The 26,158-nt window shown below is 41.0% G+C and carries 16 protein-coding genes; 4 read left to right on the forward strand and 12 right to left on the reverse strand.

The window, feature by feature from the left end:
• Positions 1 to 90: 90 nt before the first annotated feature.
• From ABJD64_RS22815 to ABJD64_RS22865, 11 genes are all read right to left on the reverse strand, one after another.
• Positions 91 to 2,823, reverse strand: a complete 2,733-nt coding sequence (locus tag ABJD64_RS22815) for a hypothetical protein (RefSeq protein WP_348181167.1) — start codon at positions 2,821 to 2,823, stop codon at positions 91 to 93.
• Between the two features lie 143 nt (positions 2,824 to 2,966).
• Positions 2,967 to 5,153 (reverse strand): alpha-N-acetylglucosaminidase, encoded by a 2,187-nt coding sequence (locus tag ABJD64_RS22820; RefSeq protein ID WP_348181168.1) that lies wholly within the window; start codon positions 5,151 to 5,153, stop codon positions 2,967 to 2,969.
• Positions 5,154 to 5,277: 124 nt separating this feature from the next.
• On the reverse strand, positions 5,278 to 5,505 hold the full coding sequence (locus ABJD64_RS22825; protein ID WP_348181169.1) for a hypothetical protein: 228 nt from the start codon (positions 5,503 to 5,505) through the stop codon (positions 5,278 to 5,280).
• A gap of 175 nt (positions 5,506 to 5,680) precedes the next feature.
• Positions 5,681 to 6,556 (reverse strand): DMT family transporter, encoded by an 876-nt coding sequence (locus ABJD64_RS22830; protein WP_348181170.1) that lies wholly within the window; start codon positions 6,554 to 6,556, stop codon positions 5,681 to 5,683.
• Between the two features lie 114 nt (positions 6,557 to 6,670).
• Positions 6,671 to 7,087 carry a hypothetical protein gene (locus ABJD64_RS22835; RefSeq protein WP_348181171.1) on the reverse strand — a complete coding sequence of 139 codons (417 nt, stop codon included), beginning with the start codon at positions 7,085 to 7,087 and terminating at the stop codon, positions 6,671 to 6,673.
• A gap of 62 nt (positions 7,088 to 7,149) precedes the next feature.
• Positions 7,150 to 10,824, reverse strand: a complete 3,675-nt coding sequence (locus tag ABJD64_RS22840) for a T9SS type A sorting domain-containing protein (protein WP_348181172.1) — start codon at positions 10,822 to 10,824, stop codon at positions 7,150 to 7,152.
• 210 nt (positions 10,825 to 11,034) lie between these two features.
• Positions 11,035 to 13,767 carry an ABC transporter permease gene (locus tag ABJD64_RS22845; protein WP_348181173.1) on the reverse strand — a complete coding sequence of 911 codons (2,733 nt, stop codon included), beginning with the start codon at positions 13,765 to 13,767 and terminating at the stop codon, positions 11,035 to 11,037.
• Positions 13,767 to 14,096, reverse strand: a complete 330-nt coding sequence (locus ABJD64_RS22850) for a helix-turn-helix transcriptional regulator (protein ID WP_348181174.1) — start codon at positions 14,094 to 14,096, stop codon at positions 13,767 to 13,769. The genes ABJD64_RS22845 and ABJD64_RS22850 overlap by 1 nt, the downstream gene beginning before the upstream one ends.
• Positions 14,097 to 14,176: 80 nt before the next feature.
• Positions 14,177 to 15,307, reverse strand: a complete 1,131-nt coding sequence (locus ABJD64_RS22855; protein ID WP_348181175.1) for a PAS domain-containing sensor histidine kinase — start codon at positions 15,305 to 15,307, stop codon at positions 14,177 to 14,179.
• Positions 15,308 to 15,475: 168 nt separating this feature from the next.
• Positions 15,476 to 16,192 (reverse strand): DUF4197 domain-containing protein, encoded by a 717-nt coding sequence (locus ABJD64_RS22860; RefSeq protein WP_348181176.1) that lies wholly within the window; start codon positions 16,190 to 16,192, stop codon positions 15,476 to 15,478.
• A gap of 22 nt (positions 16,193 to 16,214) precedes the next feature.
• Positions 16,215 to 17,459, reverse strand: a complete 1,245-nt coding sequence (locus ABJD64_RS22865) for a tetratricopeptide repeat protein (RefSeq protein ID WP_348181177.1) — start codon at positions 17,457 to 17,459, stop codon at positions 16,215 to 16,217.
• 237 nt (positions 17,460 to 17,696) lie between these two features.
• Here ABJD64_RS22865 and tyrS point away from each other — a divergent pair, with 237 nt between their 5' ends.
• Both tyrS and ABJD64_RS22875 read left to right on the forward strand, forming a co-directional pair.
• Complete coding sequence (gene tyrS, locus ABJD64_RS22870) at positions 17,697 to 18,986, forward strand: tyrosine--tRNA ligase (RefSeq protein WP_348181178.1); 1,290 nt, start codon at positions 17,697 to 17,699, stop codon at positions 18,984 to 18,986.
• 64 nt (positions 18,987 to 19,050) lie between these two features.
• The gene (locus ABJD64_RS22875) at positions 19,051 to 21,075 is read left to right on the forward strand and encodes a thioredoxin domain-containing protein (protein ID WP_348181179.1); all 2,025 of its coding nucleotides are present in this window, start codon (positions 19,051 to 19,053) and stop codon (positions 21,073 to 21,075) included.
• Between the two features lie 6 nt (positions 21,076 to 21,081).
• Here ABJD64_RS22875 and ABJD64_RS22880 read toward each other — a convergent pair whose 3' ends face one another.
• Positions 21,082 to 22,389, reverse strand: coding sequence for a hypothetical protein (locus ABJD64_RS22880; RefSeq protein WP_348181180.1), 1,308 nt, complete (start codon positions 22,387 to 22,389; stop codon positions 21,082 to 21,084).
• Positions 22,390 to 22,611: 222 nt separating this feature from the next.
• Here ABJD64_RS22880 and ABJD64_RS22885 point away from each other — a divergent pair, with 222 nt between their 5' ends.
• Both ABJD64_RS22885 and ABJD64_RS22890 read left to right on the forward strand, forming a co-directional pair.
• A complete protein-coding gene (locus ABJD64_RS22885; protein ID WP_348181181.1) occupies positions 22,612 to 25,389 on the forward strand; it encodes a PAS domain S-box protein in 2,778 nt (925 codons plus the stop codon).
• The gene (locus tag ABJD64_RS22890; protein ID WP_348181182.1) at positions 25,386 to 26,084 is read left to right on the forward strand and encodes a LytTR family DNA-binding domain-containing protein; all 699 of its coding nucleotides are present in this window, start codon (positions 25,386 to 25,388) and stop codon (positions 26,082 to 26,084) included. The genes ABJD64_RS22885 and ABJD64_RS22890 overlap by 4 nt, the downstream gene beginning before the upstream one ends.
• Positions 26,085 to 26,158: the final 74 nt, after the last annotated feature.

Raw genomic sequence — 26,158 nt, forward strand, 5'->3', positions numbered from 1 at the left:
AAACTGTAATGTAAATTATTGATTAAGTGGCTTAAAGCCGCTCTGTACTACCTCTACTTGACCTTAGCACCTTAGGATTCGGCTCTTCATTTAGAGCCTTAGGACTCCTAATCTACGTTTCTCTTCGATTTGTCCTAGGTTCAGGATTCGAGGGGGTAGGACTCGCGTCTGCGATTTCCCCTTCATTTGTATTTCCAAATCTACTGTTGGGTAGGATTGCTGACCGATGGCCCAAATCTCAATATTTCCTTTCCATGATGTTGGGCCAAGATCCAATATTATCTTTTGCCTACCGGCCTGGACTTTGATTGAGTACCATGCTGATCCAGTTGTTGATGGATCGAACTTTTTAGCCATGTGCTGACCATTGAATTTGGCTGGTATTGACTCCCCCTGATTCAAAAAATTCACCCAAGGCAGTTGATCTAGCGATGTTTTATCCATTTTAAAGAGGAATGAAAGCGTAGTTTCTGCAGTCGATACGAAATCAATATCAATAAGCCTCTCCTCTCGTTTAACCTCAAAATCTGATATTAGAGGCTCTTGACCTTGGTTGGTTTGCGGTAATTCGTTTGGCGAAATCTTTTGATCAAGATGAATCATTGACTTGATCATTTGGCCGTTGAGTATTTTGGGATCGCCTTCCCCAAAATATTGCAAGAAGAACTTTCCCTCTTCATCTTTTTCCATCTGAAAGGGCACACCCGCCACCAGAGGTTCAGTAGTATCTTCTATAGGATATACTTCATATATGGCCGTTTCGTAACCATCCAGTTGCAAACTTATGATATCACCGGTCTTGTACAAATTGGGAGAAATCCATCGATTGGGGTATACTTTTTCGAGTACCAGATTATTTGCCTCGGCATTCAGTCCCAATTCACTACGGAGCGTCACCTCTAACGTCTTTTTTTCTATAAATGGATTTCTTGCTGCTACTATCCCTTTCTTCTCTTTAAGGTGCAGATAACCATAGGGCTCTTTTTCGCCTGGATCTCCTCCCACCATTTCAGTGTTCATCAGTATTTCAAAGTTGTACTTTGCCCATTTCAGTGCATTGACTAGCACCTCCCATTCTTCGCTCTGCATGACATCGGGACTGGTGTACAACTCATACATTGAAACTCCTCTCGCAAAATAGAGTATTGCATTGTCTACAAATTTGTCTATGGGTGTATCAAGATATAGTTCTTCGAGCTTTCCTTTAATGATTCCATGTGTCATCATGTTGCTCACTGGGAACCAATGCTTTTTCTTTTGCAAATCGTCATACAGTACTACATCTCTATAGGTAATGGCGGCATCCTTTAGATCGTAAGAGGGTACATTGGCCAATCCATAATCTTCCCCCTGCATCCATATCTGATTGGCATGTTTGAGCCACCAGGGGCTCAACCAGGTGCCTGAGGTAACGCTGTGATAAACTTTTGGATTGATTTTATGCACTTCCTCTATGGCAGAAAGCAGGGTATCTAAGACAGCAACTTGGGAATAAAGGCCAATGGGGTGACCGTGACTCGATTCGCTGCATGAAAATTGGAATCCATCCCATTTGTAATAAGACACGCCCTGCTGAACGAATTCTTTGGTTCGTTCTTTAAAAGACTGACTATATTTTTTCCCTGCCAAACAGAGTTGAGCGCCTCCCCATTGTTTTTCTTGCCCTACTACTTCGTATCCGTTGGCTCGATACCAATTGATCCTTTTCATTCTCGCAGAGTAACCCCCACTCGGCCCAAACCACAAACCCAATGATGTGTTATTTTTTTCGAATTTGTCTTTAATTGGGGTTAGACCATTTGGAAATTCATTTTTGTTTAAATCCCAATCGCTTTCATACACATCCCAGCCATCGTCTAATACAAAGGCGTTCAATTCAACATCATACTTCTTTGAAAAATCTTTTTGAAACAAATTGTAGAGGCGTAGCACATTGCTTTCGGTCATATAGTCCTCGTCATGCAGCTCTTTGACATAGCTCCCGACGGGATATTTCTCTCCTCGCAAATCATACCAGCTGTTGTAAAGGGTGTAAGGTTTATCTGGGTTGATTTTGATATCGTTGACGTAATTCATGAACCATTTTTTCACCGCACGGTCTGGTGTCATGCCTAACACGACCCAATCGCTTTCGATCCACTGACTGGAAATTTTCGTTCCTTTTAATTGTGAACAAGTGAGGTCAAATCCCGAGTTTATATTTGGTTCAATACTATTTGTAGAGGCCGGGTATTCCAAACCGGCAAAAAAACCAATGTCATTTGCTTGCAGGGCCACTGGTTGTCCAAACCCGCCTTCCTTCAATATTTTGGCTGATTGAGAAAGGCTAACCTTAGCATCATAGGCATTTATTTTGTGCAAAAAATGCTTGTTGTAGATCGTATCTCTAATTGCAATTTTCCGTCGAACATAATGATTTCCTGGCTCAATGAGATAGGTCATTTTAAGTTGCAAGTGGCTCGAAGTACCCTGAAAGTCCAATTCAACTTGCTGGCTACCACTGGATAGTTCAGTTTTCTCTACGTGCTTTATTTCAAAATCTTGCTTGGTCAGTACCACCGGGTTTTCTGCATTATTGTGCATGCCAGGGGCCATCCAATCTGTCCAGACTATTTCCAAACCAAAATCGCCATCCAAGGTTAGCCCTTCTGGTGAGTTCAAAAAAATTAAATGCTCGGCTTTCAATATGCGGCCTTTTATTTCGACCTCCACGCCCATTTTGTCATTTTTTAATTCAAAATCGTCATTGCTTTCAGTCTGATTTTGACCCCATACGATTAGACTCTGCAGGCAGAACAATATGATTGATAATGTACTTTTCATATTTTCATAACAATGTCTCTATCTAGCGGTATTTCTTTAATAATTTTTCGCATGTGGCAACAGAATTTCCTGTGATTAAAATAACAATGGTTTTATAAGACTTGGCATTTATGAAAAACTGAGGACACTTTTATTCTGATTGACTACTTTGTTTTTTTGTATTCCGCGTACATTTTATACGCAATATCCAAGGGGTCATCGTAAGCCTCGACAGTAGACATGCCTGGAGTCGTTATCCACTTCTCTTCCCAATCCCGCATGCTTTGTTTTTTGTCCGTCCCTTGATCGCTATGATAATTGATCCATCTTGGTACATAATAATCTCTTATCAATCCCGACCATACTCGACCAGAGTAATCGTTGACCGGATCTCCTCCCCAGGTAGTTATCAGTCTTTTGGCGTTGGATTCATAGTAATCTTTTTCTTCACTTGTGGCTCCCCAGTTTCGAGCAAAATCTACCCATCGCTGAAGACTGTGATTGGGATGCGTAGCTAGCAACCTATCCATGACCAAAAGGATATCCATGATTTCCTGCAATTCAGTGGGTCGCTCGTTTTTCTCATCATCCAAAAATTTCAGAAGCTTTTCATCTACAACAAGCCCCAAATATTGAACAGTTAGTTCTATGGCATCAAAGACAAAAAGCTCACTGGCCCCCAACTCGTCTGAACAACTCAGGAATGTACCGACTGCCTCTTCGAATTTTTCTGATCTATGAACGGTGGCGTGGTCTTCTACTCCTTCAGGTTTTTTATAGGGCCTAAACTGATAACGATGCATGGGGTGATCGGTAAAAGTGCCAAAGCAAGACTCATTTAGCTCGTTAAAAGCCTGCTTCAACTGATCCGGAAATTTGCCATAGCGCTGAACACTGTATTTTTCTATCCAAACATCTAGGTCGATCTTTGAATTTCTCCAGCCAATATCTGAAAGTAACTCATAAATAATTTCATTATTCTCTATGCCCTCAGGAGCGAATCCGAAACCAACCAGATTCTTTTTTTTCTCATAATTGAGTGCCAACTCCGGAATGGTAGCATATACATCCAAAATACCATTTAGCGGTACCTTACCACCCATATTTGGAATGAAAGAGTAAATCCATTTCTTGCCAAAGAAACCCTCATACATTTTCCATGAGGGATCAATTTTCCAAAACACGTGATTGTATTCATTTGCCAGATCCAGGATTAACAATTTATCATCCGGAACCTCAGACACCAAAGCTCCCAAACGTTCTGGCGTCCAAAACAGATTACCATCTTGATCTTTGTGATACGGAAAAGTCCAGCCTTGCATCACCCAAGTAGCTTCAGTATTAGCTTCTTTGATGGATTGATAAACTGATTTTCCAAAACCAGTCAATTCTTTTTGGGCTTCTACCGGATCGGCAGCCAATGGCACATCCATTTCATTGAAGCTATCAGCCAAATAGTACTCACCTGCACCGAACTCTTTTTCCCATTCCTGAATGTATCGCTTACCTAGCTCGACAAAAAGTGGGCTATTGGGTGACAAAATGAATGCATTGTGCTCCAAGGGCAACCCTCCTCCCCAGCCGAGCTCGCGAACTTCTTCATCGGGATAAATTCTTTTGATGCCCTTTGGAACAAAGCCAGCAAAGGCATGCACAATAGGACTCATGCCAAGCGCTCTCATTCGATTCAGCATCTGGTGAGTCAACTTAACTTGTTCGTCAAAATAAGATGTTGGCAATGCACCATCCCATCCATTCAGGTTACCCATCCGGTTCCACGGGAAATGAGCAGGGCCAGAAAAATACTGATCTATTTCTTGCTTATTTAAGCCTAGGTCTTCAAATACTCTTGCCAAAATGGCTTCATGTGCTCCACCAATAAGGGGCATGTTGATGCCATGCACTGCCATCCAATCTATTTCTTGTTCCCAACGTTCCCAATTCCAATAGGCTGTGGTATATCCATGGGTCACTACATTGAAATAATATCTGAATTGAAATGGGGTCTCCACCTTTCTTTTCACCTCAGGCGGGTCTTCTGGTATCTTCACTTTCTTGCCTGACCAACTTATGATGCTATTGCATTCCTGCTTTAAATAATCGTAAGCCCCACGACATAAGGCGATTTGTGAATTACCCTTTACAACTATTTTGTTCCCCTCTTTATTCAGTTCGAACCATTCAGGTTTTTCGTTGTCTTTCACCAATTGGAAAACAAAGGATTTTGATTTCTCTTCTCCGATTAATCGCGTCAATACTTTTTCGGATGCTAGTGGTTGATATTCGGCCTGGTCAGCACATGAGGCGAAACCAATAACCAAAATGATAGTCTGAAATGCTGTTTTTATCATATTACTCTTAAATGTAGAATTCGAGTCTACAATTTAGTAACATGGGTCAGCCCAACACGTTTTTCAACCTCTACATCACCTTAGCAATAGGTAATTCAAAATTTGAATGACGACGTTCGTGGATTTATTTAGCCTCAGAAATTGTTCTATTGTATTCAATAAGCACCTTGTCAAAATCGTCGAGGGCTCTTTTCAGAAGTAGCGTATGGCTTAAACGGTCCTTCTCTTTTATTCCATCGGATTTCAGAATTTCAAATATCTCTACAAAATTGGCTAGGGGACGTCTTAGCTCATGTGAAAGAAAATAAATGTGATCTCCAATAATTTCCCTTTTTCTCTTGTGCTGCTTCATGGGTATAATTTAGGATCCAAACTAAATTTGTCTCTTACTATAAGGGCTGGCTCATTTCCGAATTGCTGACTTTGAACAATAATTTAGTTTAACATTAGGTAAACTAAATAATTTAGTAGCTGAATGGGGCATTTTAAACTCTACATAACCTTAATAATAGCAAAGATCGGATCAGTTACCCAGTACTTCTAATTGCCTTCATCGACTCGGCTATGACAGCTACAGAAATAAGGCCAGCACCTATCCAGATGTTGTTTTCCGGAATTTCATTCAAAAAATACATCCCAAGTCCAATGCCAATCAGCGGAGTAAGTGTACTTAGAATACTAATCATGGTAATAGAAAAATTCTTAAATGACATGACAAACATCGTGTGACCAATAGCTGTGGTAAAGACGCCTAGAATCAATAGTGGAAGCCAATCCTGTCGTATACCTACCAGGTTCGGTAAATAACCTCCATAGAAAAGTGTAGGGCTGAGCAGTACGACCAATCCAAGCAGTTGCATAAACATGAGTGTAATTCCTGAATGTTCTTTTACATGCAATTTCAAGGTAAGATTGCGAAGTGAGTAGGTCAGTGCTGAAAACAGCCCAATAAGGACTCCCTGCGTAGTCTTGTTGTTGAGGTCGAATTCGGGAACTAAGAAATACACTCCTGCAAAGGCAATCAATGCCAAAATCAAATCAACGAAACTAAACTTTGATTTTACAATCAAAGGCTCCAGTATGGCCGTCATAACAGGGAAGGTAAATAAGGATAGCATACCCACGGCTACATTGGAAAAGTAAAGCGCATAGAAATAGGTGACCCAGTGTATGCCAAAAAGTATGGTGCTCAACACAACTGCCATCAGGGGTTTGCCCGGACCGGTCCAAGTTGGCAACCCCATCAGCCTAATGGAAACAAACAATACCAAAACTCCAAGTAGGCTACGCACCCAGATAGCCAATTCTGGAGAAATATCTACAGATCTGGCCAAAACCCCGGAAGAGCTCATAATGACTATGGCCGAAATGAGTTGAAAAAAATGATGATTCGCTTTAATCATAAGCGTAGTTTCTTGAATTGAAAATGTACAAAGCAAGAATACCTTATGACATAAAGAAGTTATGCCTTTTCAGGAATTAATTTGATTTGTAGATATGAAAAAGTAGGGTAAATACTAGCGCTCTTCCAGATTCAACACCATATACACTGATTGATAGAGGTCCGAACAAAGGTTTTCTTTAGCGAAAATCAACACATTTTGGCCTTTCATTGGTGTTTTCTTATTTTTCCTCAGGTCATCTACTACGATTGCTTCAAAGACAAAAGTGACATCCTGATTTAAGGAAATGGCATTTTTTATTGCCCTGCCTCGATAAGTGATCTCACTGATCTGAACCTTGATTGAGGTTGTATAGTTTTTACCACAAAACGCTTCTCCGGACAGAACCTCTTTTATTATGCCCACCACCTTTATCGAATTGGGCCCCAGTTGATCATTCACATCGGAAAATTTTGGCTTTTCCTGACCATGGCTCTGAGTATAGCCTAAGGCAAAAATCAACAACAATAAAACTGCGTATTTGTTAGACATTTTGAATTCAAAATAAAAAACTAACCCAATTCCAATCGAATCAGGTTAGTCTTTATCATCTTTTATTTCTTCACTATTTTAAATGACTGATTGGTACCCGGTCCTACAATTTTAACCATATAAATACCAGTAGGCTGATGATAGGCATCCCAAACAAATTCTGATGCCGTATCGACATTCCTTAGTTCATGAACCAGTCTACCCGAGGTATTGAAAATACTCATGTTCACTCGCTCTTCGGATAGTTTAATAGCATCTCCCATATCAACCTTAAAGGTAAATTGGCCGGTGGATGGGTTAGGCCAAACCAACGTACTTATATCCATATTCAACTCTGCCAAAGTTTGATCTCCCCTCTTTCGAGTTGCGGCATCAGTTGAAGGCGCTACTATAGACCCAAATACCTGGAATACCTGATCCAATGGAGGTCTGCCAAAGGCCACAGATACGCCCGTCCAATCAGTTGCTCCCGTTCCAAATAAGTCGAAATTATCTTTGAAATGAGGCTCCTCTCCGATCCCACCATTTTGTGATGTCCAGAACCATTGAGTAGTCGCCGGATTAAAGGCTAAATTGGCATAAACAGACAACCAATAGTTCCCGCTGTTCAGACTTACTTCTGTCGGAAGCGTAAAACTCAAATTGGCATCTTGCGGATTAGAGTCTGGAATGATCGCTCCACTGTTGTATATTTCGTTTCCTGGTGCACCTAGATTGTCCTCATAAATGACAATCGTAGCACTTGTAAAAGTTGGAGAATTATTCGCTCCACCAAAGGCAATGACATTGCTGATTTCCCAGCTATCACCGGCTGGTACCACAAAATCGTCGGCAGTTTGTACTACGGCACCAAAGTCCAGAAAGTTCTGCGATGGTAGTGAAGAAACTCCTGCTCCCAGTTGCTCATAAAGCGTTGGCTTCGAAATAAATACCGTAAACCCTTCTGCTACCTGCTCATTTCCTGAAGTAGCGATCAATCCTATGGTAGCTGAGCCTAAAGTATCTGCGGCAAATGATAGCGTGAGGCTGTTACCATTGTCAGTCACGGTGACCAAATCTGGATTTGAGTTGGTCAATTCGACGTTGATATGACGACCACGAGAATGCACAAATAAGTCCTCAATATTTACAACCACATCGTCGCTATTTTCATCTACAACCAGGTCTTCGAGCAAGTAAGCGACGCTTAATTTCGATTCTGGTAGTGGATTAAAAAAGATAGGGAAGCGAGCGCTAAAAAGACCATTGCCATGGGCGGCAACTGCTACAAAGCCATCTTTTCTGGTCTTGACCTCGTCTGTTACAGCGTTACCGATCACAAATGGCTCCTTATACCACCGGGTTCTGTCACCATTGAGTCTAAGGGCATAGTACAGTCCTGTACTAGTCGCTGCAAAAACCTTCTGCAAATGTGGACCGAAATAAGAGTCGCTACCGCCAAAAAATGCTGTACTTCTAACGGACGGACCGTTTCCTGTACCGTCTTCATTTTCCTCTAGGTTGCCACTGACATTCGTCCAGGTCTCCCCGGCATCGTCGGTTAGGAACAAACTTTGTACTCCATAATTAGAAAATGTAATGACTACCCGGTCCGAGTTGGATGGATCTACGGAAATATCATTAACATATCCTGGTGGAAGGCCTTTTCCTGTAGTCAAATCTACCGCAGGCTGATTGTCCAGATTGGCGTTGTCCATTCTGTAGACACCGCCACTATTTGTGCCATAGTACAATCTGTTCGCTACAGGGTAGGTAGACAAATCCAGTGAAGTAATCGAAGTACCTGCAGGAGTATCAGAGTTCGGTAAGTTTACCCAGTTTACTGTGGTAGTAGCATTGCTAAACAAGGGGATTCCATCAAGGTCATTGTTTCTCCAAATTCTATTGCCATCAGGCAAGTACATGATGTTGTCATTGTGAGGATCAAGTACGAATGGAGCCACAAAGTCCAAGTTATTAGCACCGGCAGGCTGCACTCTCGTGAATGACTCAAATTCCCTAAGGCTGTCAAAGTTTAGACGATAGATAACTCCAAATTGTGCAGACACATATCTTGTTGCCCCTGCATCAGCTATGGCATTGTAAGAACCGTCACCTCCAAAATCTTCTATCCAAGGCTCTGTCTTTTTGGTTGACGAAGTGAACCAAGTGCCATTATCCTGAAAACCAGCAAGTAAGTCATCACTATTTGGTTCAGGATCGAAAGCTACGGCATATGGCTGCGTTGTCACATATCCGTTGTTGAGCGATGTCCAATCTACCGGTTCGGCCGCGCTAATTGAGGTGGTTATATCCTCAGCTAAAAACACTCCTCCGTCGGTTCCTGACAAGACTTTATTGGGATTAGAAGGATAAAAGACGAGTGCATGGTGGTCTGGATGTTGATCCGGATATACACTTACATCATTGATCGGTGAGTACCCTGCTATCCAGCTTTCTTGTCCCGCGGGTGTGGTAAATGCCGTAGTCGAACGGTACAAGTTTGTACCACCAACAAACATTAGATTAGAATCTGCAGGGTGTACTTTAACCACCATATTATATCCTGTTTGAAAGTTCAAATTTCCAACAGGTCCACCAATTGATGTTGGCAGATTAGCACTCAGGTCCGTCCATTGACTACCAGGAGCATCTGAAGCCATATATCTGAATAAGCCCTGAGGTCCAAGTTGATCATGATTCAGAAAATAGACCCTATCCTCATTATTGGGGTCTATACCCATGACTGTTCTCCCTGAAAAAGCAGGGTAAAGGCTTGGGGTAATATCTGTCCAGGCGTCGCCATCGGTAGAAGTAAAAAAACCAGCATTAGGTACTCCGCTAAAATCTATAGTGGCATAAATCTGTCCCTGAGTTGTGATAGCCACTTCAACGGTTGCATCAAACCCTCCTGTAAGCACCTCGTCAAATGTATTTCCACCATCTTTTGATCTATGGAGTCCGTTGAACGTGGCCACATATAAATCACCATTGATTGGGTTGATGGCTATAGAATTGGTAATATCAAAAGGACCAAAAGAACCAATCGCGTCATCGTCAGTAGCAGGCAATAGTCTCCACGAACGACCACCATTAGTTGACTTATAAACGCCGGTACCGGAGTAAAAGGCACCACCTTCACTAGCTGAATTGCCAATTCGCTCGCCAGAACCATAGTACCAAACATGGTGTTTACCGGGTCTGGGGTCTTGTACAATACAAGTAATACCCGGCGCTTGCCTTCTTGAAGTCACTTTTCTCCAGGAAATTCCTCCGTTTGTTGATCGCCAAAGCCCACCTGACACACCGCCGGCCAAAATCACATTCTCATTGGTCTTGTCTATTGCCAATGCCCGGGTTCTTCCACCCACATTATATGGGCCCCTGTTACTCCAATAGGCATATTTCCTGTATCTGCCTCCAGAATGATCTGCGGAATTTTTTAAATCCTGCCCTTCTGCGATATTGTTGGAAAATTCTTGCTCTAAATCTAAAATTCCCGCTGGCATCTTCCCTGTATATGGGTTCTTCAGGCGATTATATTCGAAGGTGATTCTGTCTATGGCATTGTCCCCAACTGCTGTTGGTTTGCTTTCAACCGGACCGGTTCTACTATCGAAAAGCTTGGATTGTTTGTAAAGTGCGTGACCTCTGGGATGCTGGTCAGCATGTGTTTTTAAATTTTGTCCATTCACTGCGACATACGCGCACAGGAAGACTAGGGCTAACAAGCCCTTTCTTAGGTTAGGATAATACATCGGTTAAGTAGTTTAATTAGCGAGGCTTATTTCATTTCGTAAGCCCTACTTTTTGTTTAAAAAAAAATTTAAGTCAATTAGTCAGACCTCGAAAATACAACTTTTTTGAGAAAAAATCTGTGGAATTGGAGGTTAATAGGACCAGGCTCTCCCTGATTTAGATAAGCGCTTGGTCCTATTAATTGCTATAGCTTGATTCTAACCATTTTATCATTCATCTTTTAGCGTATCTACAGGATTTCGATGAGCTGCTCTCAATGATTGATAAGCAATCGTAACAATGGCGAGACTCAGGGCACCTATGGCGGCCACTACAAATACCCAAATTTCAATGGGTGCCTTGTAGGCAAAATCTTCCAGCCATAAATCAGTAAAGTAGTAGGCCAATGGAGAAGCAATTAAGACAGATACAGCGATCAGTTTGGTAAACTCAGAGGTAAACAAAAAGACTAGTTGATAGGCCTTAGCCCCAAGTACTTTTCTGATCCCCAATTCTTTAATTCGCTGCTCAGCAGAAAACGCTGCCAGTCCAAACAAACCCAGACAGGCTATGACCATTGCCATAGCGGTAAAGAAATTCATAACCACACCCATCCGTTGTTCGGTGCGGAAAGTGCTTTCAAAGTCCTGATCCATAAAACTGTATTCAAAAGGGATGGATGAATCAATATCGGAAATGGCGCTTTTCACTTCTTCAATGACCCGCTGCAAATCCTCGGAATTACTAACACCTTCGGGATTGAGGCGCATGGACAAGAATGAGATTCCGGAACCATAGTCCCAAACGCGATCGTTCAGATGATGAATAATCATTAATGGTTCGATTTTTCTTTTTACACTTCTGAAGTTGAAATCTTTCACAACGCCAATGACTTCAAAATCATCTTCGTCCCCGGAAGCGATCAATAATTTTTTACCAATTGGTGACTTATCCTTAGACTTCCAACCAAGCATCTTAACGGCTTCTTCATTTAGAATTATACCATATTTATCGTTGCTTCTATGGAGATCGAAATTTCTCCCGGCAATGAACTCGAGTCCCAGCAGGTTGATGTAATCTTCGTCAGTCCTGACATTACTGATATAAACCACTTCGCTTTCCGGATCATCGGTCTTGTATCGATCTCCAGACCAAATATTGGGAGGAACACCAAATGATTTACCGACATGAGTGAAGGCCGGATTCGACTCTAGTTTAGTTTTTAATACTTCACTATCAAAACCTATTTGTTCTATATTATGAATCTGCAGAATATTGTCTTTAACATAGCCTACGTCCAGTTTTGAAGAATATGATATTTGTTTTTGCACGAAGTAAGCACAGATGATAAGAGAAATGGATATGGTAAATTGAAGCACCACCAGCCCGTTACGGATTCCTTTGCTTTTGAAGCCACTGCTCAATTTCCCCTTTAGTGTTTCAATAGGTTTAGCTGAAGATAGATAGAGTGCCGGATAGCTTCCTGCCAGTACGCCTACCAGCACAATAAAACTCAAGACAAATAAGATGATTGCCGGTTGCATCAGGAATGTCAACAGCACCAGATTTTTATTAGTGAAGGTGTTAAACCAAGGCAATAGCAGCTCAATCAGACCTAGTGCAAAGATGGTACTTATGACCACATATAAGACCGACTCAAAGATGAATTGAATGACCAATGATTTCTTTCCCGAACCCAGTACTTTTCTGATACCCACTTCTTTTGATCTGTTAGCTGAGCGTGCGGTAGACAGGTTCATGAAATTGATGACTGATAGCAGTAGTATCAATATGCCAATTACTCCAAATATGCCTACGACCTGGGGGTTTCCAGTAGGACCGAACCGATGAAATGGCGGACGCTCAGAGAAGTAAATTCCCTCGAGTGGTTGGAGAAATAATGTCCAGGGATTGCCAGCGGTAAATTCATCAAAAGTCTGATTGAAAATGCGTTCGGTTGTTGGCGGCGCCCATTTAGGGGGAACGGCCTGTATTTTTTTTGTCAAAGCTTCGATATCTGTTCCTTCTTGAACCAAACCATAAGTGGAAAATGCAGTCCAGATCCATTTCCAGTCATCGCTTTCCATTTGCTTTCTATGGCTATTCATCGGGACAAGCATATCAAACTGAATATGGGACCGATCCGGAACGTTGTCCAAAACACCACTGACCATATAGGGATGCCAAGTGCCGTCATAATGTTTCACATCTATGGATTTGCCGATTGGATCTTCATATCCAAAGTATCTTTCCGCTGTTTCAACGGTCATCACCATGCTTTTAGGTTCTATGAGCGCCGTTTCAGGGCTTCCTTGAATGAAGTTGAAGGAAAAGACATCAAAGAAGTTTTCATCCACTGCAAAATTCAAATCTTCTTCGAAAGAAATGGTTCTTCTGCCCTCTTCCTCATATTTCATGACAAGCCCTCTCAGGCTCCTAATCCTCGTAAGCTCTTCAAAATCAGGAATATCCTCTTTGAGAGCCAAAGCTACATTTGGACCTGTTGAGGCTGATTCTTTATCCCAGTTTCCCCAGATGTCCGGCTGATTGATTCGGTAAATTCGATCACCTTTAGCGTGAAATTGGTCATAGGATATTTCATCATAGACGTATAGACCAATAAGAAGGCAAGTTGCCATTCCAATGGAGAGGCCCAGCAGATTGAGTACCGTAAATTGTCTTTGCCTGATCGCATTTCGCCAAGCGATTTTAAACATGTTTTTGATCATGATTGTATTGTTATTTTGAGTTTTGAATATACCAATGGAGGAGAATCCAATCAAAAGATGAAAGGTGTCAAGCCAATACATGAGTAGTGCATAGCTCTTGCCTTTGGTGGAGATGCGGTCTTCAAACATTTCCTGCAAATCACCGAAAAGCTCCTCTATGTAGGTTTCTTTGATGAGTTTATGGGCAAGCCATTTGGCTAACCGGGGTGCCTGATGTTTCTTAGAAGAAGACACTAGCTACCGGCGTTAAGTTGGGGAATCAATTGCCACATTTTTTGTCGGACATCCTGAGAAGTCTGTAGCTGCTGCATGCCCGTTTCCGTGATTTTGAATAGCCTTTTTCGTCGATCTCCACGTTTGGCCGAATTACCTCCCATCTCCGACTTCAGAAATCCTTTGTCCTGCAAACGGTATAAGGTAATGTGCACAGCACCTAATAAAACACTCCGGCCGGAATGTCTTTCAACTTCACTTTTTACTGACACACCATAGGCACCATCTCCCAAAATGCAGACGGCAAGCAAAACCAGTTCTTCAAATTCGCCTAATCCTTTATTTTTCATATTAGTTATACATTGTATAATATACAAAATTATAACTAATACTTTAAATGACAATAAAAGGTTGCAAATGATTTGCTTTCCTAAGTCAATGGTAGGCTTACATGAAATATAGTTCCATTGTCTTGAGTTGATTCAAACCAAATTTTACCGCCATGCATTTCCACAATTGACTTAGAAATAAACATGCCTAACCCTATTGTCTTTTCACCTTGGGTTCCCGGTCTCTTGGCTTTTGTGTGCTGATCAAATATGAATTCTTGTAGTTCATCAGGGATACCAATCCCGTAGTCTTTTACTGAAAATTGGACTACTTCATTCATTAAGGCCACCTCAAAATCAATTTCGGTATCGACAAATGAGAATTTCACGGCGTTTGAAATAAGATTATCAAATACCCGTATTAGTTTTTGTTCGTCTGCACTGATATGACCATCTTTTTCAAGTAATTGATGCCTCAGTTTTATCCTTTTCTTCGATTTGGCTACAATTTCATAGTGCTTGATGATTTTTTTGCAAAAGTTATTTACGCTTAAGTTCCTCAGTTTCAAATACTCTTCTGTATTATCCAAATCGTCAGTAGCCAACAAATCTGCCACAATATGTTCTGCATGTTCCCGTGATTCGTCCAATAAGGTTAAATATTGCTTAAGCGGTTCAGGTAATTCCTCAGCTTGAATTAATTGTAGAATGCCCTGAATCTGTGCCAGTGGACTTCTCAAATCGTGTGACACTACTTTTAGAATATTATCCTTGGATTGATTGAGTGCCAACAGCCTTTCTTTATCGTTCTTTCTGACCGAAATATCACGAATGATGGATATGATGGCGTTGGATTGCGAAATTTTAATTCGACGGGAATGGACTTCCACTGGAAATGAACGTCCCGATGTGGTTTTATGCACGGTTTCAAACAAGTATTGCCCCTTTGTACCGATCTCATGAATAAACTTGGGTACACGATCACTTTCTGCGCTGATCATCTTAAAATTCAACCCATCAAGCTCTTCCCTCTCCAGCCCATAAACCCTTAGAAAGGCGCTATTCGCATCCAGCATTCGAACAAAATTGATCTGCTCATCAATTTCATATATAACAACAGGATCAAGCATGCTGTTAAATATCTGTTCATGATTTTGTAATGAAAGTGCGATATCACTGCCTCGGCTCCGTTTGAAGCTTTTTTTAGAATTGTTGCTTTTTCCTTTGGTCATATCAGAAACCTATCCCCCAAACGCCGTTCAGAAGATTTTAGTTTACGAAAACTCTCTAGTCCTTGTGGTACAGATACTTTTCGCCTGCCTTGAAGGTCGTTTATTACTATCAACATTGGAAAATGTCAAGAAGTAATCCTAATCACTCTTTGATCAGGTTTCAAGACCTTATTCAAAAACTTTTTTCAATAGATCAGTAACACGTGCCTGAGGATTTTTTCTAATCTCCAATTCCTGTTTGGCCACTTGAACAAATAAACCATCTATGGCTTTTTGGGTAACATATTTTTCAAGATCAGGATTTACGTCATTTACAAAAGGGATTTTATTATAGGTACCAAAAACCGTATTCCAATACTTAGTCGCATCCACTTTTTCCAGGGATGCCTTGATATTAGGTTCGAATTTTTTCTCCAAGGAAGTTCTGGTCGATTTCTTTAAGTAATTGGTTGCGGCATCGTCATTTCCTTTAAGGATCGAAATAGCATCGCTGATTTCCATATTTTTGATGGCTGTAACGAACAAATCTTTGGCCGCATTGGCTGCATCTTCGGCAGCTCGGTTCATTGACTCCACTGCTTCATCGACTTTTTTTCCTTGACCAAGGCTCCTCAACTTGCTCTCTACCTCTCTGGCCTCCTTAGGCATAGGAATTTTTATTTGTGGGTCTTTGAAATAGCCATCGGGCTTTGATAGCCTAGCAACTCCTGTCTCAACACCTTTGGTAAGTGCTTCCTTCAATCCAGCGGCTACCTCCTTCTCCGACAATCCTCCTGAAGGTGATGGAAGGTTGGCCTCAATCTTTTTCTTCAGTGCGTTGAAGTCTTGGGCCTGGGCATTCAATATCATGAGTGAAATGACCAACAGGCCAATGAATCTTTGCATAGCGAGAGTGATTTAATTCAATTTATTCCAGTCTAAAACAAACTTGTTCCAGTGCTGGTTCGGCACGTTCTTCTCCAAGGTCATAAGCTTTACGCAATGCCTCACAAGCCTCATCATCTTTTCGTGCTTTCATATAAGCCAACCCAAGGTTATAATAAACCACTCCATCTCCTGTTTCTGAACGCAGATATCGTTGATAGTAGGTGACTGCCTGAGGGTAGTTATTCAATTCCTGAAATGAGTTACCTATTAAAACAAAGTTGCGGGTGAGCGTATTATCTGTGTACACTGAGCTTTCAAAATCTTTGATGGCATCTTTATGACGATCAAGTTTAGCTTTTACCATACCACGGTTCATCAGGTCATTGGCATTGTCTCTTTTTATAGTCAAGGCTGAATCATAGTCCAGTAACGCCTCTTCATACCTTCCCTTTTGATAGTTTTCGAAAGCTCTCCTGGAATAGGCCATAGCAAAATCCCCCACACCATACAAAATCTTATCTATTTCGTTCTTCTCTTCTTCATCCACCAAAAAACTCAAATTGTAAAGGGCCAAACGATGAAATTGATCAATCTCTAAAGCATTTCTAAAATCTGCTTCAGCTCCTTCCGAATCTTCTTTGCTTAGTTTGAATAACCCCCTGTGCACATAGTAGTTAGGTTCGTGGTTGTTGAGAGATATGGCCTTGTCATAGTCCAGCATAGTTGGTGTACTAAAACCCATTTTCTCATACGTCTGTGCTCTGGCCAGGTACACATCCGCTTTCATATCTTCTAAAGTGGCGATACCTGAAAAAATCATTTCACCTTTTTCGTCATAAGAAGCCCCCTTAAAGACTATAGCTTTTGTTTCAAAAGTTTCTACGTTGTTGATCAGAAAAGTAAAATCTTTCGCGGCTTGCTTATAGTTTTTTTGCTTATGATAGATGAGTGCCCGCTTAAACATGGACGTATAATGTTCTGAATCCAGACGCAAGGCGGCCTCAAAATCAGTTAGAGCACCGATGTTGTTGTTAGCTAGTTCTTTGGCCTGTCCCCTGGCAAAAAAGTAATCGCTGGAGCCTCCATGTAACCTAATGGCGCTATCATAATACAATATGGCCAGCCGAAATTGACCTCGACTACCGGCAACATTACCGTGTTCATAATAATCATCTGCTATACGTTTGCGCTCTGCAGAACTAGCGTTTAAATCCAAATTTTGAGTATATCCTTCTGTAATGAAGGCGACAATAAACATCCATAGCCATAGGTGTTTTTTTTGCATTCTCATAGTAAATAGCCTAATTCTCAATAAGTACATCTTTAATATTTGGGCGATCTTTTCTTCCATCTAACCCAATCCTAAAGGAGAATAATTTTCATCCATCAGATGAAATCATTCCATGTGTCAATTTACAAAAATTGTGTCAGAAATTTATTTTTTGGGATTATTATAAGAACCACATTCAAAAATCCTTGAACGCTCTATCTTTGTCCACTTATTGAAAAATAACAGATTGCAATGACTAAGGATTTTGTTGAAGAACTAAAATGGAGGGGCATGATACACGACATGATGCCCGGTGTACAAGAACAGTTAAATAAAGAAATGACCTCTGCCTATATCGGGTTTGACCCAACGGCAGATTCTCTTCATATCGGTAGTCTGGTTCAGATCATGACCTTGGTCCATTTTCAAAAGACAGGTCACAAACCATTTGCTCTTGTAGGAGGGGCAACCGGAATGGTGGGAGACCCTTCTGGAAAATCTGCGGAAAGAAACCTTTTATCAGAAGAAATCCTTAATCACAACCTTGCCTGTGTCAAAAAACAACTTGAGCAGTTCCTGGATTTTGATTGTGGTGAAAATTCGGCTGAGATGGTCAATAATTACGATTGGTTCAAGAACTTCAACTTTCTGGACTTTATCAGAGATGTTGGCAAACACATTTCCGTCAATTACATGATGGCAAAAGACTCCGTCAAGAGTAGGCTTGAATCGGGAATGTCATTTACAGAATTTAGCTACCAGCTTGTACAGGGATACGATTTTTACTGGCTATACAACAATAAGAATTGTAAAATTCAGCTCGGTGGCTCAGACCAATGGGGCAATATCGTAACCGGTACTGAACTTATTCGAAGAAAAGGTCAAGGAGAAGCATGGGCCATTACTACACCTTTGATAAAGAAGGCCGACGGTACAAAATTCGGGAAAACCGAAGGAGGTAATGTTTGGTTGGACCGGAAGCTAACCTCCCCCTACAAGTTCTACCAATATTGGCTTAACTCTTCGGACGAGGATGCTACCAATTATATCAAAATCTTTACGTTGAAAACCAAAGACGAAATAGATGCCCTGATTGCAGAACATCAGGAAGCACCTCACCAGAGAAAACTACAACAAGAACTTGGTAAGGACATAACCACCCGAGTACACTCTCAGGAGGATTATGAAATGGCCATAAAGGCTTCCGGTATATTATTTGGAAAATCCACAACTGAAGATTTGGAATCGTTGGATGAAGATACGCTGTTATCAGTATTCGATGGCGTGCCGCAAACTACCATTTCAAAAAACACTTTTTCCAACTCGCAAAATGTAACAGATCTGCTTTCCGAAGAAAGTAACGGAATAGTATTCCCTTCGAAGGGTGAGGCTAGGCGTATGATCAAGGGTGGTGGAGTAAGTGTAAATAAGGTTAAATTGAGCAACGAAAACCAACCTGTGGATTTCAAACTACTCAACAACAAATACCTCTTGGCACAGAAAGGCAAGAAAAATTACTTCCTTATTACTGTAGAAGACTGATATGCGCAAAGGACTCGTTTTAATATTAATCATTGTACTATCCAATTACGCTTGCACGCAAAACATGGGACAAGAATACAAATACACCAACAATTTAATCTCTGAAACGAGCCCCTATCTCCTACAACACGCTCATAATCCTGTGGATTGGTTTCCTTGGGGAACAGAGGCATTGGATCTGGCTAAAAGAGAAGACAAGCTCATGATTATCAGTATTGGCTATGCGGCCTGTCACTGGTGCCACGTGATGGAACATGAGTCATTTGAAGACTCTACTATAGCCGCAAAAATGAATAGCAACTACATATCTATCAAAGTAGATAGGGAGGAACGCCCAGATATTGATCAAATTTATATGGATGCTGCTCAACTCATGACTGGTCGTGGTGGTTGGCCGCTGAACGTAATCACATTACCTGACGGAAGGCCGGTCTTCGCCGGTACTTATTTCCCAAGAGAAAATTGGGCTAAGGTTGTCGACTATTTTGCCGAAATGTACAGGACACAACCTGGAAAAATGCTCGAGCAAGCAGAAAAAGTAACTAATGGCATTAATCAATTAGAAGTACCTGAGCTCAACGAAACAGGCGCTCCTTTCAGTTCTTCGTTGTACGCCGCCGCCGGTAAGAAGATAGTTGAATCCATTGATAAAAGATATGGAGGCAGACAAGGTGCTCCTAAATTTCCGATGCCTGCAATTCACGAGTTTTTATTGACTCAAAATTATTTTATAAGTAATGATAGTATCAAAGAGGCCCTAAAAGTAACCCTGGACGGCATGGCTGACGGTGGCATTTACGATCATCTGGGTGGTGGGTTTGCCCGGTACTCAGTAGACGAAACATGGACCGTTCCGCACTTCGAAAAGATGCTGTATGACAACGCACAACTCATCAGTCTTTATAGTCATGCCTATCAGGTATTTGGCGATGCGAAATATGCGCAAGCCGTAAGAGAAACCATTGAATTCTGTAATCGGGAATTGTCCGACCCTTCAGGTGGCTTTTATTCTTCACTAGATGCTGATAGTGAGGGAGAAGAAGGCAAATTCTATGTTTGGAGTGAAGAAGAAATAGACCAGACGCTTGGGGCTGAATCAGAAGTTTTCAAAGCTTATTATGGGGTCTCAAAAAGAGGAAACTTTGAAGGTCACAACATTCTCGAACGTAAAACCACAATTCCTGAGCTATCAAGCGAATTCACTCTTTCGGAACAAGAAGTCCAAAAGCAAATTGACGTTTCCAAAGTCAAAATGATGAAGGTTAGGGATGGCCGTACTCGCCCTGGATTGGATGATAAAGTGCTCACCTCATGGAACGGTTTGATGATCATTGGACTTGTCGATGCTTATTTTGCCTTGCAAAACGACGATTACCTGGATAGGGCATTGAAAGCTGGCAACTTCATACGAACAAACCAAATCCAGTCCAATGGGCAATTACTAAGGAATTATAAAAATGGTAAGTCTACTATTAGTGGATTTTTAGACGACTATGCTTTCACCATTCTGGCATTTACCAAACTATATGAAGCCACTTTCGACGAAAACTGGTTACATGACGCAAAACAACTGAAGCAATATGTTGACGAGCATTTCTCAGATGAGAAAACCAAAATGTTCTACTATACATCAGATCAAGATGAAAAACTGATCGCCAGAAAAATGGAATTATCTGATAATGTGATTCCCGCCTCCAATTCAGCTATGGCTGAGGCACTGTATCTTCTGGGACAGTTTTTTTACAATCAAGATGATCTGGACCGTGCGGTTCAGATGGTTGCGAATATGGAGAAGGAAATTACCGAACAGCCCTATTTCTATAGCAATTGGGCCAAGCTCTATGGCTTAATGGGACAGCAACATTTTGAGGTGGCAGTAGTTGGTGAGGAAGCTCAAGCCAAAAAAATAGAATTGGCCAAACAGTATGTGCCTAATAAGATTCTTCTTGGAGGCCAAGATGAAGGAAGTCTCGAGTTATTGGAAGGTAAATTATCTAAAGGTAAAACGTTGATTTATGTTTGTGAAAATAAATCATGTTTGTTGCCTGTAAATGAAGTATCCAAAGCGATTGGTCAAATGGTGAAGTAAGACCATTCAGTTATGAACTAACAACCTCTCATTTACAGCTATCCCATTTATATAACCTTGGAGAATATACAATCCTGATGGTACTTCCGAGGTAATGAATTGAATTCGGTCACCTACTCGTTTACCTTCTTGCGGGTACCTATTTCCGTTTAGCGTAACCAGCATAAGATTCACACTTCTAATCTCCTCACCCATACTTGTTAATGTCACCATATCACCTGATTTCACCTGACTGGGATAAACTTTTATGCCACTTTCTACTAACTGATGATGAAAAAAGCGAATAGCCTGAAATTGTTCAAATCCCCCATCAAAATCAGTCTGCGTTAACCTATAGAAGATGAAGCCCTGATAATTTGGAGAATCTTGGTAATTATATACAAGCTTGCCGATGCTGTTTCCAGCACCATCAATGGTCGCAATTATTTCATATTGCTCACCGTCAAATGATCTTTCTAGCGTATAAAAATCATTGTTTATTTCTGACGCCGAGGCCCATTGAATTTGGATACCCTCTGTCGTAGCATCTGCTGTGAAATACAAAAGCTCTATAGGTAATACTGTTTGTCCGGAACCACTGAGTTCATCTCCAATACTATTGCATAAGGCTCCGCAGCAGTTGTTGGTGCAATCCTGATCAGTATTACCCGCATCATTATTGATGGTCCCGGTTATACTACCTGATATGACATAAATGGTTCCTCCTTGCTCGATATCAATATCCCCCACACTCACAATCGAACCAGCTTGCACCACTCCTCCGTCGGCTACATCAACTCCTTTGCTACCCAATGTGGCCGTACCTCCAATGGACAATCCTCCGCTGACCGAATTGGTCCCATTACCGTTTATCGTAAAATCACCTCCGATACTAACTATGCCACCGGCATCGATGTTACCATTCCCGGCATTGACGTAGTTTCCTCCAATACTTATAGAGCCCGCTGTAAAATTGGTGGTGCCATTTCCACTGTTGTAGTAATCTGTTCCTACATCAAGTGTTCCTCCATTTTGGACGATCACCGTACCATTTCCATTATTATTAAAAGCTCCAGTAATGGTGAGCGTTCCTCCATCCAAAATAATTGAACCACTGCCATCATTGTCAAAATCACCCGTTATAGTCAGACTGCCTGTACTGGATATGGTAAGATTCTTTTTGTTGAGAAGCAAATCGCTACTAACAGAGCATGATCCAGTGATAGTTAAATCACCATCGAAGCCTCCTCCCCCAGAAGGTGGGCATTGCCCGAATGCTCCAAGAGCAAAAAGAAAGGGCAATAAAACTAATACGATTCTAGTCAATCTTTTCATGGCCAAATAATTATGACTTAAAATTATCCTAGCTAGTTTTCTTAAATCAATGAATTTAGTCGAGGCATAGAAAGAAATCGATGAAAACAGGACTTGACCAGTTTAGTGACTTCAATAAAAACCGTTTTTTTAATCAACGAAACCATGAAAAGCTGATTTTTTACGCGCACGATCGGAGTTTAAACAGAGTCTTTGATTAGTTTTAAGAAAGACCTCTAAGCCTTGACAAAACCTAAACATCCAAAAAACGAACTAGAAAGAATCACGGCACTAAAAAAGTACCAAATTCTTGACACGCTGCCAGAGTCGCTCTACGATGACATTACACAAATCGCCGCCCAAATATGCGACACCCCAATCTCGCTAATAAGCCTAATTGATGAAAAGAGACAATGGTTTAAATCACACCACGGACTGGGCGTTTCTGAAACAGAGAGAGACCTGGCCTATTGTGCTCATGCTATCAACAAACCCAATGAAATTCTAGAAGTTCCTGATGCTTTTCAGGATGAAAGATTTTATGACAATCCACTAGCCACAGGAGATCCACATGTCAGATTTTATGCAGGAGCTCCTTTGACTGATGATGAAGGATTTACTCTAGGCACCTTATGTGTAATCGACCACGAACAAAAAGAACTGAACCAAGATCAGAAAGACGCCCTTTGGGCCTTATCACGTCAAGTAGTGGCTCTTTTGCAGTTGAGGAAAGAGAATTATCAAAGGCGGCAATTAGATCACGCATTTAATGAGCTTATTGACAATCTGGGCGACGGAGTGTTTGAGCTAGATGGGGAAGGCATATGTAATTTCGCTAACGCTAAGATGCTAAAAATGCTTAATCGCGAGCTCGATGAGGTCATTAACACATCCATTTGGGACATGATATACCCAGATGACGTGCCAGCCATGCAGGCTTATTATATTAAGCAATTCAAGCAGTGCAAAAACAGGTGCTACTATGAATACAGGATCTTTCCCAAGCAAGGCGAACCTATTTGGATAGGTCAAAACACGACCATGCAGTATGATGGGAAAAAGATGATTCGTCTGAGGTCGATAGCCAGAGATCTTTCAGAAAACAAAACTTTAAAGCAGGAGTTGGAAGTCAAAGAGTCACTTTACAAGCTCGTTTCTGAAAACTCTCAGGACCTAATTGCCTTGCATGAACCTGACGGTACATATAAATTTATTTCGCTGTCATGTAAAGACCTTATCGGTTACGATCCGGTCGAAATGGTTGGCAAAAGCCCTTATGATTTTATTCACCCTGAGGACGTGCTTAAATTGAAAGAAGAGCCTCATCAAAAAACACTTCAAGGACACAGTGTTGAAAAGGTTGAATATAGGCTCAAAAAAAAAGATGGTAACTATATTTGGTTAGAATCCTATACCAAACCCATCTTTGGCGAAAACCTCGAGGTCGTCTCTTTTCAGACTTCGTCCAGGGACATAACTGACAAAAGAAAAGAGCGGGAACAGTTGAAAATAGCGAAACTTAAGGCCGAAGCGGCTTCAGAAGCTAAGGCGAGATTTTTATCTATGATGTCCCATGAAATTCGGACACCTCTAAATGGAATCATCGGCACAACACATTTAATGCTCAGCAAATCACCCAAAGAAAGTCAACTGCAACATCTAAATGTGCTTAAGCAAAGTGGGGACAACTTGCTGGCACTTGTCAACGATATTTTAGACTTCAACAAGATAGAAGAGGGTAAAATTTCGCTGGATCTGTCAACATTTAATCTCCACAATCTGGTTAACCTGATTTATGAAAATTATGTCATCCAAGCCAATGAAAAAAGGATCGGTCTGTCTTATGATTACGATCAATCCTTGTCCGAATTTTACCTTGGAGACTCGCTTAAGATAGGCCAGATCCTACACAATCTGGTAAGCAACGCTATTAAATTCACTCACTCCGGGCAAGTGAGTATATCCCTTAAAATGGTCGGTCAGCATGACAACTTTGATAACATTCAATTTGAAGTAAAAGACAGTGGCGTAGGAATTCCAAAAGGCAAACAAGAAAACATCTTTGAAATATTCACGCAAGCGAGTAAGAATACTACGCAAGAGTATGGCGGTTCTGGGCTTGGTCTTACCATCACAAAAAAATTGTTAGAGTTGATGAACAGTGAAATTCAACTGAAAAGTAAGATTACTGAAGGTTCAACCTTTAGCTTTAGTCTTATTCTTCAAAGGTGCGCCGAAGAGCCAACAACAAATAACAAGGGTTCAATTACTAAGAATTTCGCTCTACTTGCGGCCAATATTTTATTAGTAGAGGACAACGGTTTCAACAGAGTTATTGCGAGAGACTTTCTGGAATCCTGGGGATGTGAAGTGGTCGAAGCCATCAATGGAAAAGAAGCTTTGTCTATACTCAAGCAAAAAAACATTGATCTCGTATTGCTTGATCTTCAAATGCCAGTAATGGATGGATTCGAAACTATCAAGGTCATTAGAAAATCGAAAGACACTTATTTTAATGAGCTTCCAGTTATTGCTCTTACTGCTGCCGCATTGGGTGATGCCAAAGAAGAAGTGTTTAAATCCGGCATGAACGATTTTATTTCGAAACCTTTTTTACCTCAGGAATTTTACAACAAATTATCCTATCATTTGAATACAAGAAAAAGCAATCCGGCTGGTAACAATGTTGTTGCAACTATTATGAATAAGTTAGAGGAGACACTGGGAGGTGAAGACGGAATGACATCTAAATACCTCAGTATATTCAAAGAAACCATGCTGGATGAAAACAAGATATTGGAAGAATCCATCCTTAGCAAGGATGTAACCAGAATTAGATCCTATATTCATAAAGTTAAATCAAGCATCAAACTTGTAGGTCTAGATGATTTAGCTCAAAAAGCAGAAGACCTTCAGCACATGATTGATCATGAAAGCCCTGTGGACATGATACTAAAAAGGGCTCAAGAACATCATAGCGACATAGCACAAATCCTAACCAAAATAGAAGAACAAAAATGAGTGAAAAAAAACTATTAACAGTAGTTGTAGACGATGACAAACTCCAGTTAGAGATCATATCTGACTTTGTCAAGAAAACTAACTTCCTAGAACTAGAAGGCGCATTTCACGAGCCCTTAATTGCGCTTGAACACATAGTCAACACAAGTCCGGATCTCTTGTTTTTGGACGTAGAAATGCCAGAGCTTTCAGGTTTGGAACTCATAAGATCTTTGAAAAATCCGCCACAGACGATCATGGTGACAGGTAATAAGGATTATGCCGCGGAAGCCTTTGAGCTAGATGTACTGGACTATTTGGTGAAGCCGGTAAACGATTATTCGCGTTTCCTCAAAGCAGCCACTAAAGCAAGCGAAAATTTCAAACCTCACAGACCTGACACCATAGGAGAATCTATTTATGTCAAGGAGGATGCATTGCTGGTCAGCGTGAAAGTAAAAGACATCATGTATTTCGAAGCTTTTGGAGATTATGTGAAAATTGGGACTACAGACAAGGTCTACGTTGTTCACTCGACACTTACCAAAATAGAAAACAGGTTATCTGAGGAATTTCTAAGGGTTCATCGGTCATTTGTGGTTCGGCTCGACCAAATCAAAAATATTGATCAATTTAACCTTATGGTAGGGGAAAAAATAATTCCGGTCAGTCAGTCCATGAGACCAAAACTGATGAGTCGAATTAAAACCTTCTGACCATCACGGATTTGTTTAACTGGTAATCTTCGTTGTTTGCCTATACTTTTCGTTGACCAAACGAAAGTTTATAA

This window comes from Reichenbachiella sp., assembly GCF_039944555.1.
In the GTDB taxonomy this organism is placed as follows: Bacteria; Bacteroidota; Bacteroidia; order Cytophagales; family Cyclobacteriaceae; genus Reichenbachiella.

Coding starts and splice junctions, on each gene's coding strand:
- ABJD64_RS22855 (WP_348181175.1), bottom strand. CDS start 15,307: ATGACCAAAGGAAAAAGCAACAATTCTAAAAAAAGCTTCAAACGGAGC.
- ABJD64_RS22830 (WP_348181170.1), bottom strand. CDS start 6,556: ATGATTAAAGCGAATCATCATTTTTTTCAACTCATTTCGGCCATAGTC.
- ABJD64_RS22875 (WP_348181179.1), top strand. CDS start 19,051: ATGGGACAAGAATACAAATACACCAACAATTTAATCTCTGAAACGAGC.
- ABJD64_RS22860 (WP_348181176.1), bottom strand. CDS start 16,192: ATGCAAAGATTCATTGGCCTGTTGGTCATTTCACTCATGATATTGAAT.
- ABJD64_RS22825 (WP_348181169.1), bottom strand. CDS start 5,505: ATGAAGCAGCACAAGAGAAAAAGGGAAATTATTGGAGATCACATTTAT.
- ABJD64_RS22835 (WP_348181171.1), bottom strand. CDS start 7,087: ATGTCTAACAAATACGCAGTTTTATTGTTGTTGATTTTTGCCTTAGGC.
- ABJD64_RS22820 (WP_348181168.1), bottom strand. CDS start 5,153: ATGATAAAAACAGCATTTCAGACTATCATTTTGGTTATTGGTTTCGCC.
- ABJD64_RS22880 (WP_348181180.1), bottom strand. CDS start 22,389: ATGAAAAGATTGACTAGAATCGTATTAGTTTTATTGCCCTTTCTTTTT.
- tyrS (WP_348181178.1), top strand. CDS start 17,697: ATGACTAAGGATTTTGTTGAAGAACTAAAATGGAGGGGCATGATACAC.
- ABJD64_RS22865 (WP_348181177.1), bottom strand. CDS start 17,459: ATGCAAAAAAAACACCTATGGCTATGGATGTTTATTGTCGCCTTCATT.
- ABJD64_RS22840 (WP_348181172.1), bottom strand. CDS start 10,824: ATGTATTATCCTAACCTAAGAAAGGGCTTGTTAGCCCTAGTCTTCCTG.
- ABJD64_RS22850 (WP_348181174.1), bottom strand. CDS start 14,096: ATGAAAAATAAAGGATTAGGCGAATTTGAAGAACTGGTTTTGCTTGCC.
- ABJD64_RS22815 (WP_348181167.1), bottom strand. CDS start 2,823: ATGAAAAGTACATTATCAATCATATTGTTCTGCCTGCAGAGTCTAATC.
- ABJD64_RS22890 (WP_348181182.1), top strand. CDS start 25,386: ATGAGTGAAAAAAAACTATTAACAGTAGTTGTAGACGATGACAAACTC.